We start from the raw sequence: 15,899 nt of genomic DNA, 5'->3' as shown, positions 1-15,899 counted from the left end.
GCATCTCACAACTCATCAGATCTCGGCGTTGAGCCGCTCGATCGCCCGCATCTTGTTCATCGCGTCCAAGGCCGCGACCTTGTAGGACTCGGCGAGCGTCGGATAGTTGAACACCGTGTTCACGAGGTAGTCGACGGTGCCGCCGCAGCCCATCACCGTCTGGCCGATGTGGACGAGCTCGGTCGCGCCGGTGCCGAAGACGTGGACGCCCAGGAGCCTGCGCGTGTCCGGGGACACCAGGAGCTTGAGCATGCCGTAGGAGTCCCCGATGATCTGGCCGCGCGCCAGCTCGCGGTAGCGGGAGATGCCGACCTCGAACGGGACGCGTTCGCGGGTCAGCTCGTCCTCGGACTTCCCGACGAAACTGATCTCCGGCACGGTGTAGATCCCGATCGGCTGGAGCTCGTGCATGTCCGCGACCGGTTCGGCGAAGGCGTGCTGGGCGGCGAGGCGGCCCTGCTCCATCGAGGTGGCCGCGAGGGCGGGAAAGCCGATCACGTCGCCGACCGCGTAGATGTGCGGGACCTCGGTGCGGTAGTGCTCGTCCACCTCGATGCGGCCGCGCGGGTCGGCGGCCAGGCCCGCGGCGTCCAGGCACAGCTCGGCGGTCTTGCCCTGCCGTCCCGCCGAGTACATCACGCAGTCGGCGGGGATCTTCTTGCCGCTCTCCAGGACGGTGATCGCCCCGCGCGGCCGGCGTTCGACCGCCGCGACGCTCTCCCCGAAACGGAAGGTGACGGCGAGGTCGCGCAGGTGGTACTTGAGCGCCTCGACGATCTCCAGGTCGCAGAACTCCAGCATCCGCTCGCGCCGCTCGACGACGGTCACCTTGGTGCCGAGCGCGGCGAACATGGAGGCGTACTCGATGCCGATGACGCCCGCGCCGACGACGACGAGGGTCTCGGGAACCCGGTCGAGGTGGAGGATGGCGTCGGAGTCGATCACGGTGCGGTCGTCGAACTCCACGCTCGACGGCCGGGCGGGGGAGGTGCCCGTGGCGATGACGATCTTCTCGGCGGTGACCTTCTTCTCCTCGGCGCCCGACACGCCGATGGTGTGGGCGTCGAGGAAGCGTCCGGTGCCCTCGAACAGGTGGACGTGGTTGCGGCCGAGCTGGCTGCGGATCACCTGGATCTCGCGGCCGATGACGTGCTGGGTGCGCATGCCGAGATCGGTGACGGTGATCTCGTCCTTGACCCGGTAGCTCTGCCCATAGAGTTCGCGCTGGCTGAGGCCGGTCAGGTACAGCACGGCCTCGCGCAGGGTTTTTGAGGGAATTGTCCCGGTGTTGATGCAAACGCCGCCGAGCATGTTCCTTTTCTCGACGACGGCGGCCTTCTTGCCGAGCTTGGCGGCGGCGATGGCGGCCTTCTGGCCGCCCGGTCCTGATCCGAGCACGAGGAGATCGAAGTCGTACACGGCATCAGTCTGAACCCGGGGCGGCCGCCGGAATAAGGCATTTCGTGTAACAAGCGGGAGGTCCCCGAAGAACGTCCCTTTACGGATCAGGGATCGACCTTTTCGGCCGACCGGATCGCGAACTCCCGGGCCGCGGCACGGGTCAGCTCACCGACCGGAAGCTCCCGCCCGTCGATCCAGGTGATCGGCTGGACGTCCCGGGTCGTCGACGTGAGGAACGCCTCCTCCACCGTGCCGAGCGCCTCGAAAGGCACGTCGGCTTCTTCGGCGTCGGTCCACTCCAGTACCAGCGCGCGCGTGACGCCCGCCAGGCAGCCGCTCTCCAGCGTCGGCGTGATCAGCCGCCCGCCCGCGACGACGAAGATGTTCGAGCCTGTGCCCTCGCAGAGGTTCCCCGCCAGGTTGCCGAAGATCGCCTCGTCCCCGCCGACCTCCGCGGCCTTCGCCAGCGCGATGACGTTGTCGGCGTAGGAGGTGGTCTTCAGGCCCGTCAAAGGACCCCGCTCGTTACGCGGCCACGGGACGGTCGCCACCCGGGACGTCGGAGCGAACGGCTTCTGCTCGCTCGCGATCACGATCGTCGTGGTGCCCTGGTCGCCGCGCGAGGAGCCGAGCGGCCCGGGGCCGCCCGTATAGGTGATCCGCACGCGGCCCAGCTCCCACGGGTCCGCCTCGGCCAGCACCTCCTCGACGCCCTTGCGCACGAAGCCCTCGTCCGGTTCGGGAAGGCCCAGGCCGCGGGCGGAGAAGGCGAGCCGGCGCAGGTGCCGCGTCAAGGCGAACGGGACTCCCCGCACGAGCTTGATCGTCTCGAACACGCCGTCGCCCACGGTGATCCCGTGGTCGACCACGCTGACCTGATCGCGCCCGAATTCGCCGTCAGTCCAGACCAGCATCCGCCACCTCCAGTAGCCGTTCGGCCTTCAACTCCGTCTCCCGCCATTCTCGCGCGGGATCGGACCCCCAGGTGATGCCGGCGCCCGTGCCGAAGCGCACGAGGCCGTCCTCGATCCAGAACGTCCGGATGCCCACCGCCAGGGAGGCCGCGCGCCGGTCGGCGTCCACCCAGCCGATGGCGCCGCAGTACGGGCCGCGCGCCACGGGCTCCAGCCGCTCGATCAGCTCCAGGGCCGACGCCTTGGGCGCGCCCGTCACGGATCCGGGCGGAAAGGTCGCGGCGAGGATCTCCGGCCAGCCCGCGGGCGTCCGGGCGCGGACCGTCGAGACGAGGTGCACCAGGCCCGGATGGTGCTCCACCGCGCACAGCGCCGGGACCTCCACGGTGCCGGGCAGCGCCACCCGTCCCAGGTCGTTGCGGACCAGATCGACGATCATGACGTTCTCGGCGTGGTCCTTGGGGAGAAGGTCGGCTTCCGTCCGTCCGGTGCCCTTGATCGGCCCGGAGGCGATGACGTCGCCGTCACGGGAGAGGTAGAGCTCCGGGCTCGCGCAGGCGACCTCCAGGCCCGGCAGCTTGAGCGTCATCGCGTACGGGGCCGGGTGGGCGTCGGCGAGGCGGCGGCCCAGTCCCGTGATCCCGTCCTGAGCCGGTGCGGAGAGCACCCGGCACAGGTTCGCCTGGTACACGAGGCCGTCGGCGATCGCGGCGCGGATCTCCGAGACGCCCCGCTCGTAGGCGGAGCGGTCCAGCGAACTGCGCCACGGGCCCGGCGGCCGCCACGGCCCGTCCGGGTGCGGAGCGGGACGGACGTGCTCGAACCGGGCGCACGTCACCTTGCCCTCGTAGGTGACGGCCACAGCCCACCAGCCGCGCCCGTCGAGCACGGCGGGATCGGAGGAGACCTCGGCCAGGTCTGTGGCCAGAAGACCCCCCACGTGGGCGAACGCATCCATACCCCTAGTTTCACCCTCGGAACCCACCACTCGCACCCGGATTCACCAGGCCCTGGACCCTCTCCGCGGCTCCGGTTTGGCACTAGGCCCGAGAGTTGGCTATGGTTTTCCACGTCGCCACGGACCGGCCGGGAAGCCGGAAGGGCCGGGGAGGACACGCGGAAGTGGCTCAGTGGTAGAGCATCACCTTGCCAAGGTGAGGGTCGCGGGTTCGAATCCCGTCTTCCGCTCGGAGCGGCCCTGGAGGGTCGATCACGGTGGAGTGGCCGAGAGGCGAGGCAACGGCCTGCAAAGCCGTGTACACGGGTTCAAATCCCGTCTCCACCTCGCATTTCCCCCGGACGATTAGCTCAGCGGGAGAGCGCTTCCCTGACACGGAAGAGGTCACTGGTTCAATCCCAGTATCGTCCACCACCAGCACGGCCCCCGGCGGATTCCGCCGGGGGCCGTTCTTGTTTCTCCTGGTTCTTCGGCAGGCGAGGCCGGAGCCGTCGGGAAGCGCCCCGGCGAGTGCCCGCCGCCCGCACGTGCGGCCCGGGTGGAGGCCGGATACCACGATCGCGGTAGTCGGGAAATGCTGCGATCGGACGATGCGGGATGCGGCCGCGGGCGCTTAGCGTGGTCCCTGATCACGTGGAGTGATGCAGGGGAGGGGCTGTGCGGGGTGGACGGCGGTGGCCGGTCATGGGCGGGGGGGAGAAAGCGTGCGGGGTCGTTCGTTCGTATCTCTCGGTGGTCGCCCGGGGTCTGGGTGGCGAAGGAGCGGATGATGCGGATTCTGGTGGTGGACGACGACACGGCGGTGCGGGATTCGCTGGCGCGAACACTGCGGTTCGACGGCTACGAGGTGGTGACGGCGCCGGACGGGGAGGCCGCGCTCGTCGAGGTCGGCGCGCGCGAGCCGGACGCGATGATCCTCGATGTGGGGATGCCGCGGCTGGACGGTCTCGAGGCGTGCCGGCGGCTGAGGGCCGACGGGCGGACGCTGCCGGTGCTGATGCTCACCGCGCGCGACAGTGTGGGAGACCGGGTGGCGGGGCTGGACGCGGGCGCCGACGACTACCTCATCAAGCCGTTCGCGCTGCAGGAGCTCCAGGCGCGGGTGCGCGCGCTGCTGCGCCGCACGGCGCTGGGGAACCGGGCGGGAGAGGCGTCCCCGGCGGCGCGCGAGGGCGTGCTGGAGTTCGCCGACCTGAGCCTCGACCCGCGCACCCGCGAGGTGACGCGCGGGCCGCGCCGGCTCCGGCTGACCCGCACCGAGTTCTCCCTCCTCGAGGTGTTCCTGCGGCACCCCAGGCAGGTCCTGACCCGGATCGTGCTGTTCGAGCAGGTGTGGGGCTACGACTTCGGAGAGGCCTCCAACGGCATCAACGTCTACCTCGGGTACCTGCGGCGCAAGCTCGAGGCCGAGGGCGAACCCCGGCTGCTGCACACCGTGCGCGGCGTCGGCTTCGTGCTGCGCGAGGAACCGCTGTGAGAGGGCCGTGGCCGAGGCCCGGCGCCGCGCGGCGGGCGTCGGCGCGGTGGCGGCGGCGCGGGACCCTGCGGTCCCGCCTCGCGGTGCTGGTCACCGGCGCGGTCGCGGTGGCGGTGCTGGGGTTCGCCCTGGTCTCCTGGGCCTCGGTGCACGTCATCATCGACCGGCAGTTGGAGAGCCAGCTCGTCACCAGCGCGCAGACCATCGCCGGACGGCCCGACCAGTGGCGCTCGGCGCCGGCGCGTCCGCCGCAGGAGGACGGGGGAGGCGCGGGAGGCGCGGGAGGCGAACACGGACACGGACACGGGCACGACCTGGGCACGCGTTGGCAGCTCCTGACCGCGAAGGCCGAGGTCGACGGTGAGTCCTCCGATCCGCTGCCGGTCACCGCGGGCGCCCGCGCCGTGGCCGAGGGGCGCAGCGAACGCGTCGAGGAACAGGTGGTCCTCGCGGGCGACGCGTACCGCATGATGACCGTGCCGCTGGAGGGGGGCGGCGCGGTCCAGGTCGCGGTGAGCGAGCACTTCACCGGCCGGATCCTCACCGCGTTCGCGCTGCTCCTGTTGTTCGGCGGTGCCCTCGGCGTCGCGGCCGCTGCGCTGCTCGGGTGGGCGGTGGCGCGGGCGGGGCTGACCCCCGTGCGGGAGCTGACCGAGGCGGTGGAGGAGGTGGCGGTGACGATGGACCTCGGCCGGCCGATCCCCGCCGCCGGGTACGACGAGATAGCGCGGCTGGCCCGGTCGGTCAACACGATGCTCGCCGCGCTCGACACCGCCCGGCGCGCGCAGCGCATGCTGGTGGAGGACGCGGGTCACGAGCTGCGCACCCCGCTGACCAGCATCAGGACCAACATCGAGCTGCTGCTGGCGGTGGAACGCCGACCGGAGCTCGCCCACCGGCTGCCCCCCGAGGAGCGGGCGCAGCTCCTGTGCGACCTCGACGCCCAGATCGTCGAGCTCACCACGTTGACCGCCGAGCTGGTCGAACTGGCCCGCGAGGAGGCGGCCCGCGAAGCGCCGGAACCGCTCGACCTCGCCGAGGTGGTCGAGACCGCGATCGCCAGGGTGCGCATCCGCGCGCCGGCGGTCTCGTTCCGCACCGACCTCTGGCCGGTGCAGGTGGAGGGCCGCCCCGGCGAGCTGGAGCGGATGGTGCTGAACGTGCTGGACAACGCGGCCAAGTGGAGCCCGCCGGGCGGGGAGGTGCACACCCGCCTCAGGGCCGAGGGCCCCGGTCTCGGCGTCCTGACGGTCGCGGACGGCGGTCCGGGCATCGACCCCGGCGATCTGCCCCATGTGTTCGACAGGTTCTACCGGGCTCCGGCCGCCCGCGGCACCCCCGGCTCGGGCCTCGGCCTCGCCATCGTCGCGCAGACCACCGCGCAGCACGGCGGCACCGTCACCGCCGGGCCGAACAGCCCGAACGGCACCGTGGTGACGGTCCACCTGCCGTGCCTCCCGCCCCACCCCGATCTCTTACCCGTCTCTTAACCGGGCCCCCCGGTCCCTCTTAAGCGCCGCCGCGATCTTCGCGGGATGGGAGACAGGAGCAAGACGAACGTGCGACTCCGTCCACGGGCACGGCCCCGCCCGGCCGCCGCCCCCCGCCGGTTCCCGGCCGCCCACGCCTGCGCCCGCCTGCAGGCCCGAGCCGAAGCCCGGGACGGCGCGCGGGACGATGCCGCCCGAGCCGACGGGCGCGGCGAAGCGCGCGAAGGCGGGCGCGGCGGTGACGGGCGCGGCGGCCTGTCGGTGCCGGCCGCCCGGGGTCCGGGACGGGTCGGCCCGGCGGAGACGGGCGGCGCGGCGGGTGGGACCGGTGCGCGGGGAGCGCGGCTCGGTGTACTGCGGGAGATCTGGGAGAGGGCGCGGCAGGGGGTCGGGCGGCGGGTTCTGCGGGGGGTGGGGCTGCTGGGGAGCGTGGTGGTGGCATGGATGCTCTTGCGGGGAAGCCTGCCTGGCGCGGGGGCGACCTGGGCGGCGCTTCGAAAGGCCGAGCCGGCGTGGCTGGTCGCCGCGGTGGGCTTCCAGGTGGGGTCGGTGGCCGCGTTCGGGTTGCAGCAGCGGAGGCTGCTCGCGGTGTTCGGGGTGCGGGCGCCGGTGCGGTGGGCGGTCGGGCTCGCCTATGCGCGGACGGCGATGGCGATCGCGCTGCCCGCGGGATCGGTGGTCTCGGCGGGTTACGCGTTCCGGCAGTTCCGGGGGCGCGGGGCGGAACAGGACGTCGCGTTGGCCGCGATGACCCTTTCGGCCGCCGCGTCGACCGCGGGCCTCGCGGTGCTCTACGCGGGAAGCGCGGCCGTGTGGGCCTTCGCACCATGGCCGGTGCCCGTCGCGGTCGCGCTGCTCGCCGTGGTGGCCGTCGTCGCCTTCCTCCCCCTGGCGGCGCGCCCGCCCGCGCCGCACAGGGCACCGGATGAGCGCTCGGCTGCGGAGGCGGAGGCGGGGCCGGGCGCGCGGGAGTGGGTGAAGGGGATGGTGCGGCGGGCGGCGGGGGCGGTGCGGGGGGCGGCGGGGCAGGCTCGGACGGTCGGGGCGGCGCGGAGCGGGGGTGTGCTGGCCCTCGCCGTGCTCAACTGGCTGGCGGATCTGGCCTGCCTGGTGGCCGCGGTGCGGGCGCTCGGGCTCGAGGTGTCGGTGCCGGCCATGGCCGGCGCTTACCTTGGCGTCCAGTTCGCCCGGCAGATCCCGACGACGCCGGGCGGCATCGGCGTCATCGAGGGTGCGCTGCTGCTCGCCTTCACCACCGTGGGGGTCGCGGCGGCCCCGGCGGCCGCCGCCGTCCTCGTCTACCGGCTGCTGTCGTGCTGGCTGCTGCTCCCGGTCGGGCTGCTGTTCTGGGCGGCCCATCGGACCGCGCCCCGCCCAGGCGCGCCCGGAGCCTGAGGGGAGGGCTCCGGGCGCGGGAACGGGTCCTGGCGGCGGGTCAGGGCCGGGTGAGGTGGAGGAGGTGCCGGACCGTCGCGGCGAGGCTCGGCTTCGCCGGGTCGCCGCGTTCGATGCGGGTCAGCAGGTCTTCGGGCGTCAGCCAGGTGAACCCGGTGAAGTCCGCCGGGTTGTAGCGGGGGGCGGTGTCGGTGGCCAGAAGGTAGAGGGCCTGGAAGAAGGGCTTGCCGGGGGCCGGGGGGATCTTGGCCAGGTAGGTGAGGTCGGCGGGGGTGACGGTGAGGTTCAGTTCCTCGGCGAAGCCGCGGACCGCGGCGGCGGGGTAGTCCTCGCCGCTGAGGACGTGCTCGCCGACGCTGTAGTCGAGGCCGCCGGGGGCGAGCCTCTTGTCGAGGGCGCGGCGTGGGATCCACAGTTCGCCGCGGTCGTTGCGGAGGAAGCAGTCCACGACGCGCAGGTGGCCTCGGCCCTCCCAGCGCGGGAAGTCGCTGCGGGCGATCTGCCGGATCACCGTGTCCCGGCCGTCGACGAGGTCGAGGATCTCGGTGTCGTGGGGGTGGGTCATCGGGCGGCCTCCAGAGGGTCGGCGGGCGTGCGGGTCGGTGCTCCTGAGGATGGAGGCTACGGCGGCGCACGCGGGGGACGGGGTCCTGCCGCGCGGGGCGGCGCAGGTCCTCGGCCGAGGGGCGGCGGGTGTTCGGGGGCGGACGGATGGGCATGGGCGGGATATGGGGGATAAACGGGACGGGGTGGTACTCGTCGGGACCGACGGGTCGGCGGTGGCGGCGAACGCGGTGCGGTGGGCCGCGGGGGAGGCGGCGCGGCGGGGGAGCAGACTGCGCGTGCTGCGCGCCTGGGACCCGTGGGCGCCTTGGCCGACCCGGGAGCCGCCGGCCCGCGATGCCGCGGGACGCGAGCGCGACCTCGTGCTGCGGGCCGCCGCCGCGATGGTCGCCGGGCGGGGCCTGCCCGTCGAGACCGAACTGCTCGACGGGCCCGCGATCCCGGCGCTGCGCGCGGCCGCCGACCTCGGGGACGTGCTCGTGCTGGGGCACCGCGGCGCGGGCCGGGTCTCGGAGTTCCTGCTGCTCGGCACGACGAGCCTCGGCGTGGCCGGGCACACCGCGCGGCCCGTCGTCCTGGTCCGGGGCCACGACACGGGGGCGCGGGGCGCGGTGGTCGTCGGCCTGTCGCCGGGGAGGCAGGGCGAGGCCGAGGAGCTCGCCTACGGCTTCGCGGCCGCCGACCGCGCCGGGACCGTGCTGCGGGTGGTGCGGGCGAGGCCGCCGCGCGACGACGACGGCGCCGCCGACCCGCTGGAGGTCCTGGAGGGGCTGCTCGCGCCATGGCGGGAGCGGTACCCGCTGGTGCGGGCGGTGCCCGTCCTGCACTTCGAGGAGCCGCAGAGCGCGTTGCTGGAGGAGTCGAGGTCGGCCGACCTGCTCGTCATCGGGCCCGGCCGCCGCACGGACATGCGGCCCTACCTGGGGTCGGTGAGCGGCGCGGTGCTGCACCACGCGGACTGCCCCGTCGCGGTCGTCACCCACTGACCGGGGCGCACGGCCGACGGCCGGAAGTGGCCGACCCCGTAGCATTGACGGGGTGAACGGAGCCGCACGGACCAGTACCAGGGACATCGCCCGCGCGGCGGTCAGGGCGGAGCTCGCCCAAGTGGCCTTCGACCTCTTCGCCCGCGACGGCTTCGACAACGTCACCGTCACCGAGGTGGCCGAAGCGGCGGGGGTGTCGCGCAGCACGTTCCTGCGGTACTTCGAGAGCAAGGAGGACGCCGTCCTCGACGCCCTCGACGCCCAGGGCAGGGCCGCCGCCGACGCGCTGCGCGCCCGTCCCGCGGACGAAGACGACTGGACCGCCCTGCGGGCCGCGCTCGGCACCTTCATCGAGCCGTACACCAGCGATCCCGAGCGGACCGCCGCGCTGACCCGGCTGCTGCGCGACACCCCGTCGCTGCGGGCCAGGCAGCTCGAGCGGCAGCACGCCTGGCGCCCGCTGCTCGCCGCGGCGCTGGCCGAGCGGTCCCGGGCGCGGACCCCGCGGCTGCGCGACTCGGCGCGCGCCGGCGCCGCCCTCGCCTGCGTGAACACCGCGCTGGAGGCCTGGATGGACGGGGCGCCCGAGCAGGATCTCCTCGCGCTGCTCGACGAGGCCTTCGCGGCCCTGTCGGTGCCGCGCCGCCGCCGCGTCGGCTGACGCCCGCGGCATGGCGGGCCGCGGCGCGGGGAACGAAGTCCGCGTGCGGATCTCCAGACTCGACCATCTTGTGCTCACCGTCGCCGACGCCGAGCGGAGTGCGGCCTTCTACCGCGACGTCCTGGGCATGCGGGAGGCGCCCGCGGAACCGGGGCGGCACGCCGTCGCCTTCGGCCCCAGCAAGATCAACTTTCATGAGCACGGGCACGGGTCCGCGCCGCACGCGCAGGCGCCGACGCCCGGCGGAGCCGACTTCTGCCTCGTCCTGGAGGGGACGACCCTCGGAGAGGCGAGGACGGAGCTCGCCGCGCACGGGGTCCCCGTCGAGGAGGGCCCCGTCACCCGCGTCGGCGCCCTCGGCTCGATGACGAGCCTCTACCTCCGCGACCCCGACGGCAACCTCATCGAACTCGCCGTCTACGCGGGCGAAGACGACGACTGACCGTTCCTGAGCACTGTCCAGGAGTGTTCCCCCTGGGATCAGTGCGTCTGTCCCGAACGGTGCTGGACAGACTGGTCCCCCGGCTTTCACGCGCCCGGTGGAGCGGCGGATCGTGTCCGCCCTCCGGTCCGGGCGGGGCGGGGTTCCTCACGCCTGGGGTCGTGGTGCCGGGCCTGGGCGGTCCGATGCCCCGCATCATCGCTCTGGTGGTGCGGGGGCGGTGCCGTCCGTCGCCGGGCTCCATGGCCTTGGGCGCGCCGTCCGATCACGAGGCTTGCGGCCTCGTGGCGGCTGGTCTTGTGTGCGGGTGTGCTGGTGGGCTGCTGCCAATACCGCGCTCCCCACCGGCTGGTGTAGGCCGCGTCGACCGCCACCAGCGCGATCCCTTGTTCGGCGGCCATCGACACCAGCCGGGCCTTCAGGAGGCCCGTCGGGATGCCGTGGACGACCTGCCGCAGACGGCGTCGGCAGTGCCTCTCGCGGGTTTTGACGTCGGTGAAGTCGAGGTTCTCGATGGCGATCGTGGTGACGCCGAGATGGCGGGTCCAGTGCAGGAGCCGGTGAGGGCGTGGCGGAGTTGGGCGTCGCGGTGCGAGGCGCTGCCCGTCAGGTCGTAGGGGAACCGGCGTGGTCTTCCGATCGGGTTGCCGTGAACGTTGAGGTGCCAGGCGGCGAGGTGGTCGGCGTTGGTGTCGACCCCGACCACACCGGACGCCCGGTCCGCCTCGACCCGATCCACCCACTCCTCACCCCTGTGCGCGAAACAGGCGCGGGCGGACAGTACGTACCGGCCGTGGGGGGCGTTGGCGAGACCGGCCGGCGGGGCGGGCAGCTTGATCGACACCTGCCCATCGGGAGTGACGCGCAGGGTCTCGTTGCCGTACCGCTTGCCGGTCTCGCCATCCGCGGACAGGAACCAGCGGGCCGCCTCCCACCGCTCCTCACTCATCCCGGCGGCCTCCAGTTGATGTCGGCCACGAGCGAGTGCCTTTCCGCCCCGCACCACCCGTACCCGGCCGTCGGCCCTGTCCGCTGCGACCTGCTGCCGGCGTTGCTTCAGCACCGTGAGGCGACGGGACTTGCCGAACCACTCCGCTGCTGACCGGTACCCTCCCGGCACGCCCCGAGCGCCCTTCTGTCCGACCGGCAGAGCAAGCCGACCAGTGATCGTGGCGATCGCGGCATCCAGGGTCGTGATGTGGGAGGTCTGGGAACGGCGGGCCAGCGCCCACTGATCATGGGAGGCCTTCGTGATCGCACCCGCCCACCTCGATGACGATCCCCCGGTCAACTCCCGCTGACGCTCCGCCCACCGCTGTGCGCTGTGGCCCAGCCCGTCACCGCAACGCGCCTTGAGGTCCCGGGATGCGAGGGATCCCAGATGTGCGCCGACCCGACGCAACACCTCCACATCGGCCGCGGTGAGGTCTTTCAGGCGGGTCCGCACCGACACCCCGCAGGCCTCGGAGACCACGAACGGCGCGGCCATCGACCGCTGCGGCATCGACACGCCCACAGCAGACGACCCCCTTCACCTGGCCGAAGTCACCGAACGTGACCGATCGAGAACCTAATCCCGATGCCAGGGCCATGTCCGGGGAATCGGACAACACACAGCCCACGCCATGCTGCCGGAACCAGCGGCCACATCCCGACCCGGGGACACGACGACCAGCACCACCGACACGACCTTGTGGACGCTTCCGAACACTCCTGAACACTCAACGGGCAACAGTTCAATACCCCCGGCATCAGGAGGGGATCCCGGCAGCCGGGAAGGTCGGCGGTGGCGGGCCTGCGGGTGGGCGAGGGCGAGGGCTGAGCGTCTGGTGACGATCGGCCCGAGGGCGGTGGTCAGGGGGGAGAGAGGTGGGGAGGGGCGGGGGTGGGGAGGCCGCGGTGGGCGTGGCGGTAGGCGGAGGGGGTGGTGCCGGTGGCGGTGCGGAAGCGGCGGCGGAGGTTGGTGGCGGAGGCCAGGCCGGTGCGGAGGGCGATGGTCTCGATGGGGAGGTCGGTCTCTTCGAGGAGGGCGCGGGCGTGGGCTATGCGGCGGTCGAGGAGCCAGCGGCCGGGGGAGACGCCCAGGCGGTCGGTGAACCTGCGGCTGAGGGTGCGCTCCGACAGGCCCATGCGGTCGGCCATCTCCGCGACGGTCAGGGGACGGGCCAGGTGCTCGGTGATCCAGTCCAGGAGAGGGGCGAGCGGGTCGGCGGCGGGCCCCGAGGTCGGCAGCCGCGGGTACTGGCGCTGGCGGCCCTCGCGGTGCGGGGCCGCGGCGATCTGGCGGCCTATCCGCAGCGCGAGGGCGGCGCCGTGGTCGGCCCGCACGAGGTGCAGGCACAGGTCGATGACGGTCGCCGAGGCGCCCGCGGTCACCACGTCGCCCTGGTCGATGTAGAGCACCGAGGCGTCCGGACGCACCCGGGGGAACCGGCGGGCGAGCTCCTCGGCCAGCTCCCAGTGGACCGCCGCGCGCCTCCCGTCGAGCAGGCCTAGCGCGGCGGGGACGAACACCCCGGCCCAGACCGTGATGAGCCGGGCGCCGCGCGCGTGGGCGGCGCCGACGGCCTCGAGGACCTCCGGTGACGGGTGCGGCCGCCAGTCGGCGAGCAGGATCGTGTCGGCCTTGGCGAGCGTTTCGAGGCCGTCCGTGACCTCGAGGGCCGCACCGAGCGTCGTCGGAAGGGGTCCAGGCCGCTCCGCGCAGAGCCGGAAGGAGTACCGGCGCGGAATGTCCGGTCCGTGGTTGCCGAACACCGCGGACGCGCAGGTCACCGGGTACAGCTCCTGCCCGGGGCTGACCAGGGCCACCACACGATGCCGCATGGCAGGAATGTATCGGATCGCGTCTTTCCGGACACCTGTGCGGGGCCCCGCGCGCGCCCAGGATTGGCGCCATGGAGAACCCCCGATGACCGCGACGCAGGAGCGCGCGGCGCGCCCGGCCACCACCGCCCCCGGCCTGTGGACGAGGAATTTCACGCTGTACTTCGGGGCCCGGGTGGTGTCCCTGTTCGGCGACGCGATGATGCCCGTGGCGGCGGCCCTGGCCGTCGGGCGGCTCTACGGGATCTCCGGGGTCGGGTACGTCATGGCGGTGTGGACCGGGTCCGTCGTCCTGTTCCTGCTGGTCGGCGGGGTGCTCGCCGACAAGGTGGGCGCTCGCGCGATGATGGTCGGGGCGGACGCCGTCCGGTTCTGCGCGCAGGGCGCGGTCGCCGTCGCGTTCCTCACGGGCACGCCGTCGATGGGGCTGCTGCTGGCGACCTCGCTGCTGTCGGGGGTCGCGACGGCGATGTTCCAGCCGGGCGTCAACGGGATGGTGCCGCTGGTCGCGGCCGACCCGCAGCGCGCGAACGCGGTGCTGAAGATCGCCGACGCGGGGGCGCAGGTCGCGGGGCCGGTCCTCGCCGGGACGCTCATCGCGCTCACCGACGCCGGCGTCGCCTACACCGTGGACGCGGCGACGTTCCTGATCAGCGGGCTCTTCCTCGCCCTGATCCGGGGGCTGCCCGCGGCCGCGAAGCGGGTCTCGGCGTTCCTGCCCGACCTCCGCGAGGGCTGGCGGGAGTTCCGCGCGCGGTCCTGGATGTGGTCGGTGATCATCATCTGGGTGTTCTTCGGCCTGCTGGTGTTCGGGCCCTCGGTGCCGCTCGGCGCCCGGCTCGTCGGCGACCGGCTCGGCGAGGCCGCCTACGGGTGGGTGATGGCCGCGCTCGGCCTCGGCACGGTCGTCGGCGGGCTCACCGCGATGGTGCTGCGCCCGGCCAGGCCGCTGGCCGCGGGCGGCGTCGCGCTCTTCGGCTACACGCTGGTGCCGCTGACCCTCGCGCTCCAGCCCGCGCTGCCGTGGCTCATGGCGGGCCATCTCGTCGGCGGCGCCGCGTGGGCGTTCTGGTCGGTGATGTGGTCGACGAGCGTGCAGACCCAGGTGCCGTACGCCGTCCTGAACCGGATCACCGCCTACGAGGTCGCGGGCTCGGTCTCCGGGCTCGCGGTCGGCCAGGCCCTCGTCGGGGCCTACACCCTGGTCCTGGAGCCGCGGGACCTGCTCCTCGTCTCGGCGGTGACCACGCTCGCCGTGGCCGCGGCGGTCCTGCTCACCCGGCCGGTGCGCCGCCTACGGGCCGTCCCGGCGAAGGCCCCTGAAAGCTGAGCCTTCCTCAGCCCCCGTCGTCGGGCCCCTCGCCCACGTCCTTGCGCCCGAGCCTCCGCGCCCGGTTGCGCGGGGGGCGCTCCCGGGGGGTGCGGCGGACCCGGCCGAGGACCTCCCGCGCCTCGTACGGCATCCCGCTCGGCAGCCCCCAGCCCCGGCGATAGGCCAGCAGCCGCATGAGGGTCCCGACGACGATCCCGAGGACGGTCCCGACGACGACCGCCCCGAAGGCCGAGCACACGACGTAGAAGGTGGCGACCACGATCGCCACGGACGCGTACAGCTCGTTCCCGCCGAAGACCGTCGGGACGCGCTGGACCAGCAGGTCCCGGATGGCCCCGCCACCGACCGCGGTGAGCGTGCCCAGCAGGATCGCCGGGACCCAGGTGAGGTCCGCGGCGAGGGTCTTCTGCGCGCCGGCGATCGCCCACACGCTGAGCGCGAGCGCGTCGAGGCCGAGGAACACGCGGTTCCAGTCCTGCTCGGTGAAACTCAGGAGGAAGGCGACGGCGGTTCCGGCGAGGGCCGTCGGCACGTAGAGGGGGTTGGTGAGCGCGACGGGCGGGCCCTCCATGAGCAGCACGTCGCGGACGACACCGCCGCCGAGTCCGGACACCACGCCGATCACCGCGAAGCCGAAGAGGTCGAAGCCGCGGTTGCGCGCGACCACCCCGCCGAGCAGTCCGTTGATGCAGACGCCGATGAGGTCGAGCACCGTCGTGATGGTCGCGATCTCCACGAGGAAGATCGTAGGGACCCCTGGCGCGTCCCGTACGGGGCGGGTGGGCCGTCAGGGCGGTCCGGGGGCCTCGCCGGCCCTGGCGGCCAGGACGAGGTCCTGGAGCCGGTGCATCTGGGCCCGGAAGATGCGGCGCGCCTCGGGGTCGTCGGGGTCGAGGTGGGTGCCGTCCTGGAGGGCCACGCCGCCGTTGAGGAAGCCGTACAGGCTCCAGGTGACGACGTTGCCGATCATGAGGAGGTCGGGCTCGCTCAGCAGCTCGGGGCCGATGATCTCCGCGCCCCGCTGGAAGACCGGCATCCGGTACCGGTGGTCGATTTCGGCGAGGTCCGCGGCGTCGTTGAGCCTGCGGTGCAGCCAGAGCGCCATGGCCTCGGGGTTGTCGAGGTAGAAGTCGAGGACGCGGGCCAGGAACGTCCGGGCGCTGTCGGCGTCGTGGGCGTAGGCGTCGGAGAGCTCGTCGAACAGGGCGTTCTGGGCGGCGAAGAACTCCGCGATGATCCGCTCGTAGATGCCCGCCTTGCCGCCGCGCGAGTGGATCTCGGTGAGGTCCACGTCCGCCGCGTCGGCGATCATCTGCGTGGTCACGGCGTCGTAGCCGATCCCGGCGAACAGCCGCAGCGCGACCGCGATGACCGGGTCGGGCGGCGGATCCTGCGGACTGACGGCCATTCCACCATCCTAAGACGGCCGTACGTTAACGATCTGCCGCGAAA

General features: G+C 73.2%; 15 protein-coding genes and 3 tRNA genes. 10 read left to right on the top strand and 8 right to left on the bottom strand.

Going from position 1 to position 15,899, the window contains the following annotated elements:
* Nucleotides 1-15 precede the first annotated feature (15 nt).
* The 3 genes from sthA to EDD29_RS31435 all read right to left on the bottom strand — a co-directional run bounded on the left by sthA (nt 16) and on the right by EDD29_RS31435 (nt 3,273).
* Nucleotides 16-1,419 carry a Si-specific NAD(P)(+) transhydrogenase gene (gene sthA / locus EDD29_RS31445; protein ID WP_123667916.1) on the bottom strand — a complete coding sequence of 468 codons (1,404 nt, stop codon included), beginning with the start codon at nt 1,417-1,419 and terminating at the stop codon, nt 16-18.
* An 86-nt stretch (nt 1,420-1,505) separates the two neighbouring features.
* A complete protein-coding gene (locus EDD29_RS31440) occupies nt 1,506-2,315 on the bottom strand; it encodes an aminotransferase class IV (RefSeq protein ID WP_123667915.1) in 810 nt (269 codons plus the stop codon).
* Nucleotides 2,299-3,273: a chorismate-binding protein gene (locus EDD29_RS31435; RefSeq protein WP_123667914.1), complete on the bottom strand. Its 975-nt coding sequence runs from the start codon at nt 3,271-3,273 to the stop codon at nt 2,299-2,301. The genes EDD29_RS31440 and EDD29_RS31435 overlap by 17 nt, the downstream gene beginning before the upstream one ends.
* A 158-nt stretch (nt 3,274-3,431) precedes the next feature.
* On the opposite strand from EDD29_RS31435, the gene EDD29_RS31430 reads away from it, so the two are divergent.
* The 6 genes from EDD29_RS31430 (at nt 3,432) to EDD29_RS31405 (ending at nt 7,635) form a co-directional block, all read left to right on the top strand.
* Nucleotides 3,432-3,503 (top strand) — tRNA-Gly (locus EDD29_RS31430).
* A gap of 26 nt (nt 3,504-3,529) precedes the next feature.
* Nucleotides 3,530-3,600, top strand: a tRNA-Cys gene (locus EDD29_RS31425).
* Nucleotides 3,601-3,612: 12 nt separating this feature from the next.
* Nucleotides 3,613-3,687: transfer RNA gene (locus EDD29_RS31420), tRNA-Val, on the top strand.
* Between the two features lie 352 nt (nt 3,688-4,039).
* Nucleotides 4,040-4,750 carry a response regulator transcription factor gene (locus EDD29_RS31415; RefSeq protein ID WP_246053101.1) on the top strand — a complete coding sequence of 237 codons (711 nt, stop codon included), beginning with the start codon at nt 4,040-4,042 and terminating at the stop codon, nt 4,748-4,750.
* The gene (locus tag EDD29_RS31410; RefSeq protein WP_123667912.1) at nt 4,747-6,240 is read left to right on the top strand and encodes a HAMP domain-containing sensor histidine kinase; all 1,494 of its coding nucleotides are present in this window, start codon (nt 4,747-4,749) and stop codon (nt 6,238-6,240) included. Before EDD29_RS31415 ends, EDD29_RS31410 begins: the two co-directional genes overlap by 4 nt.
* A gap of 45 nt (nt 6,241-6,285) precedes the next feature.
* Complete coding sequence (locus tag EDD29_RS31405) at nt 6,286-7,635, top strand: lysylphosphatidylglycerol synthase transmembrane domain-containing protein (protein ID WP_123667911.1); 1,350 nt, start codon at nt 6,286-6,288, stop codon at nt 7,633-7,635.
* A gap of 40 nt (nt 7,636-7,675) precedes the next feature.
* Here the strand turns inward: EDD29_RS31405 and EDD29_RS31400 are convergent, their stop codons facing one another.
* Nucleotides 7,676-8,200, bottom strand: coding sequence for an NUDIX hydrolase (locus EDD29_RS31400; protein ID WP_123667910.1), 525 nt, complete (start codon nt 8,198-8,200; stop codon nt 7,676-7,678).
* 184 nt (nt 8,201-8,384) lie between these two features.
* On the opposite strand from EDD29_RS31400, the gene EDD29_RS31395 reads away from it, so the two are divergent.
* The 3 genes from EDD29_RS31395 to EDD29_RS31385 are packed head-to-tail and all read left to right on the top strand — an operon-like array spanning nt 8,385 to nt 10,288.
* Nucleotides 8,385-9,185 carry a universal stress protein gene (locus EDD29_RS31395; protein WP_170201664.1) on the top strand — a complete coding sequence of 267 codons (801 nt, stop codon included), beginning with the start codon at nt 8,385-8,387 and terminating at the stop codon, nt 9,183-9,185.
* 52 nt (nt 9,186-9,237) lie between these two features.
* Entirely contained in the window at nt 9,238-9,846 is a 609-nt protein-coding gene (locus EDD29_RS31390; RefSeq protein ID WP_211360038.1) for a TetR family transcriptional regulator, read from the top strand.
* A 43-nt stretch (nt 9,847-9,889) separates the two neighbouring features.
* Entirely contained in the window at nt 9,890-10,288 is a 399-nt protein-coding gene (locus EDD29_RS31385; protein ID WP_123670788.1) for a VOC family protein, read from the top strand.
* Nucleotides 10,289-10,706: 418 nt separating this feature from the next.
* On the opposite strand, the gene EDD29_RS46530 is transcribed toward EDD29_RS31385, so the two are convergent.
* Complete coding sequence (locus EDD29_RS46530; protein ID WP_211360037.1) at nt 10,707-11,237, bottom strand: hypothetical protein; 531 nt, start codon at nt 11,235-11,237, stop codon at nt 10,707-10,709.
* Nucleotides 11,238-12,142: 905 nt separating this feature from the next.
* Nucleotides 12,143-13,114, bottom strand: coding sequence for a GlxA family transcriptional regulator (locus EDD29_RS31375; RefSeq protein ID WP_123667908.1), 972 nt, complete (start codon nt 13,112-13,114; stop codon nt 12,143-12,145).
* An 85-nt stretch (nt 13,115-13,199) separates the two neighbouring features.
* Here EDD29_RS31375 and EDD29_RS31370 point away from each other — a divergent pair, with 85 nt between their 5' ends.
* Nucleotides 13,200-14,444 (top strand): MFS transporter, encoded by a 1,245-nt coding sequence (locus tag EDD29_RS31370; protein WP_123667907.1) that lies wholly within the window; start codon nt 13,200-13,202, stop codon nt 14,442-14,444.
* 7 nt (nt 14,445-14,451) lie between these two features.
* On the opposite strand, the gene EDD29_RS31365 is transcribed toward EDD29_RS31370, so the two are convergent.
* Nucleotides 14,452-15,183, bottom strand: a complete 732-nt coding sequence (locus EDD29_RS31365; RefSeq protein WP_211360035.1) for a trimeric intracellular cation channel family protein — start codon at nt 15,181-15,183, stop codon at nt 14,452-14,454.
* Between the two features lie 51 nt (nt 15,184-15,234).
* Complete coding sequence (locus EDD29_RS47825) at nt 15,235-15,855, bottom strand: TetR/AcrR family transcriptional regulator (protein WP_123667905.1); 621 nt, start codon at nt 15,853-15,855, stop codon at nt 15,235-15,237.
* Between the last annotated feature and the right edge of the window lie 44 nt (nt 15,856-15,899).

The sequence above is a fragment of the Actinocorallia herbida genome (assembly GCF_003751225.1).
Lineage (GTDB): Bacteria > Actinomycetota > Actinomycetes > Streptosporangiales > Streptosporangiaceae > Actinocorallia > Actinocorallia herbida.
Note: the sequence above shows the minus strand (reverse complement) of the source record. Positions and strands in the feature narration are given on the sequence as shown.